The organism is Poseidonocella sp. HB161398 (assembly GCF_005870025.1).
Lineage (GTDB): Bacteria > Pseudomonadota > Alphaproteobacteria > Rhodobacterales > Rhodobacteraceae > Mangrovicoccus.
This window is the reverse complement of the sequence record NZ_VATA01000236.1, coordinates 1-990: the sequence shown is the minus strand read 5'-3', so window position 1 is coordinate 990 and position 990 is coordinate 1. Positions and strand designations below refer to the sequence as shown.

The 990-nt window shown below is 63.9% G+C and carries 1 protein-coding gene; it reads right to left on the bottom strand.

Annotated elements, in window-relative coordinates; translation table 11 throughout:
* Positions 1 to 819 (bottom strand): IS1634 family transposase (locus tag FGX59_RS37010; RefSeq protein WP_138473490.1); only part of this gene is annotated, 819 nt, incomplete at its 3' end.
* Between the last annotated feature and the right edge of the window lie 171 nt (positions 820 to 990).

Sequence of the window (990 nt, the reverse complement as noted above, 5' to 3'; positions counted from 1 at the left end):
CTCCTGGCTCAGCAGGCCCCGGTCAGCCACCAGCACGACCCGCTGGACCGGGAACCGCTTCAGCACCGTCTGCAGCATGCCCTGCAGTGTCTTTGTCTCGGCCATGTTGCCGGGATGGACGGTGTGGAGCAGCGGCAGTCCTTCCGCGGTCTGCACCACGCCGAGCACGAACTGCCGGGCAATCCCGCCGGTTTCCTTGTTCATGCCGTAGCCGCGCAGGTCGTCCCCGACACGCCCCTCGCCGTGGATCCGCACGGTCGTGAGATCGTAGAAGACGACGGCCAGATCGCGGTCGACCAGCGGCCGCACCTGCTTCGCCAGCGCGTCCTCCACCGTGTCAGCATGATCCATCAGCGCATCCATGGCCCGCAGGAGATGCTGGTGCGTCACGGCTTCCGGCATGGCGGGCATGGCGACCGTTTCCAGCCAGCGCAGGCAGCCAAGTTTGGAGTCCGGGGCGCAGAGACGGTTGAAGACCATGGCCCGGACCAGGGCTTCCACGTCAATCTCGCGCCGTCCGGAGCGCAGCGCCCGGTTCAGTGCACGGTCGAAGCCGAGGTCCTTCCAGATCTCATGGAGCGCGAAGACATTGCCGAAACCGAGCGAGGACTCGTAGGTCACGTCGGAGGCGGTATTCTCGAGGCGTCCGGCCGCGCGGTTCAGGCCGTTGATCAGCGGGTCGAGCTTGCCGGGCTTGATCTTGTCCAGCCTGCCGAGGTTGGCGACGACCTTGATGCGGACCTTTCCAGCCTCGTCGCGGTGCCCCTCGACGAGCTGCAGGTAGCGGCGGCCGCCGGATTCCGTGATGCGCGTGTACATGGACGAACAATATTCCGTCCATGCACCTTGCCACAAGGTCAATAATTCACATGACGTGTTACAACAAGACTTCGGCTGAAACCACTATTCCCGGTCGCCAACCCATTGTTTTCATTATGCACGGGGAGGCGCAACCCGCCGAAATCGCGATTTAGCTGTCGAACCTGGGCT